Genomic DNA, 1538 nt, shown 5'->3' on the forward strand with positions numbered 1-1538 from the left:
CCCCGCAAGAACATCGGACTCACCGACCCCATCGACATACGACGACACCTGCGACCCCACCGGACCATCGACCACGCCGTCCGACATGGCCGGGTCCGCGGCCGCACCGGAGAACTCGCCGGCATCAACCCCGCCACCCGACCCACCCCGACCCCACCGCCGCACACCGACCATGTCCCCCACCCCCACATACAGGTCATAGCCGACGTCCGTGGTGAAGCGACCGTCGAAGTCCGCCGGATCGACCTGAGCGGAAGCCAATAGCGACCACAGGTCTGCCATGGTCGTCACCCCGTACCACCTCTGCGCGATTGCGAGCAGCAGCACGTCCGCGATGGCTGGACGCACCACGCGGCGCAGTGTGCGGAAGGCTGAGAGCACTGCTTCGGCGGACGGGAGGCCCTCAATCCCGTTGGTGGCGTCCTCCATCAACCTCAAGACACCCTCGCGGTGGTCTAGCGAGAACTCCGTGGCGTCGCTGCCCGCCGGTTGCCGGTACTTCCAGCCGTCCTCGTACGCTTTGGCGAGTTCGGCGGCAACCCTCTCCTGTTCGGCGACCACCGCCTCCTCGTTGATGGCGCCCCTCTGGTTGACGACGGGAAAGATCCGAACGTGACCCCCGTCCGGCACGACCAGTTCCCGCGCGTTCCACAGGGCCGGCGTTGTGCCGATCGCAACCCGGCGAACGTGACCGAGCTCCGCCAGGCTCGCCTGGAGGGACGCGGCCAGCTGCTCGTGGCCGGACTCGTAGACGGTCGCGACGGCCGCCAGGAAGATCAACGCTCCGTCCTCATGACCGTCGAGCGCTCCGACGAACTGGAGCACGTGCGCGAGCGCGAACCCGTCCATGCTGACGTAACCCAAGCCCGGCACGCTGATCACCGCCCGCTTGCCCTGCGTCTCCACACCGACCACCAGGACGTCCTCAGCCGACTTCGCGGGCGGGTTCCAGTAGTAGTACCGCGAATTCACCCAGTCAGCGACATGCCGCTCTTCGACACGCACACGCACGGGCGCGGAGAGCTGCAGCCAGGATGACAACGGCAAATCGAAGGTCTGAGGCAAAAGATCCAGGCGAACCGGCAGGCCGTTGTGGCGTCGTAACCGGTGAGGCACGTGGCCTGCCGGCACGCGGACGGGGTCCCTCATCAACTTGCCCAGCACGATGGGACCGGTGTCCTGTCCACCGAGCTTGACCTCTGTGGTCCATACGTCGGGGCTGCGCGGAGCGGCCTGGTCGGTGACGGCCTCAGTCGGCTGGGTCTGCACGAGCTGCCCGAAGACTGGTTCGGACGCGTTCGTCGCCGACTCGGCACTGGTGGGGTCGGCGTCAGCGCGGTCGGCAGGGTCTGAGTCAGCCGGCTGGGCCTGTGCAGCGATGCCGGCCGCAGCCACGAGCGCCACCACCGCCGGATCGTCCCTACCCGCCGAGGCCAGCGCGGCCGCGATCCCGTCGACCACCTGAACGACTGGCACAGCGCGGGTTCGGGCGGCAGCGACGTGCCGGAGGGGTGCTCGCCGCGCACGATCCGTCCCAC

Annotated in this window: 1 protein-coding gene; it reads right to left on the bottom strand. The window is 68.5% G+C overall.

From position 1 onward, the window contains the following. Nucleotides 1–1476: hypothetical protein (locus ABZX92_RS45885; protein WP_355572473.1), on the bottom strand; the 1476-nt coding region annotated here is incomplete at its 3' end. Between the last annotated feature and the right edge of the window lie 62 nt (nucleotides 1477–1538).

Origin of the sequence: Lentzea sp. NPDC006480 (genome assembly GCF_040611995.1) — a bacterium.
Lineage (GTDB): Bacteria > Actinomycetota > Actinomycetes > Mycobacteriales > Pseudonocardiaceae > Lentzea.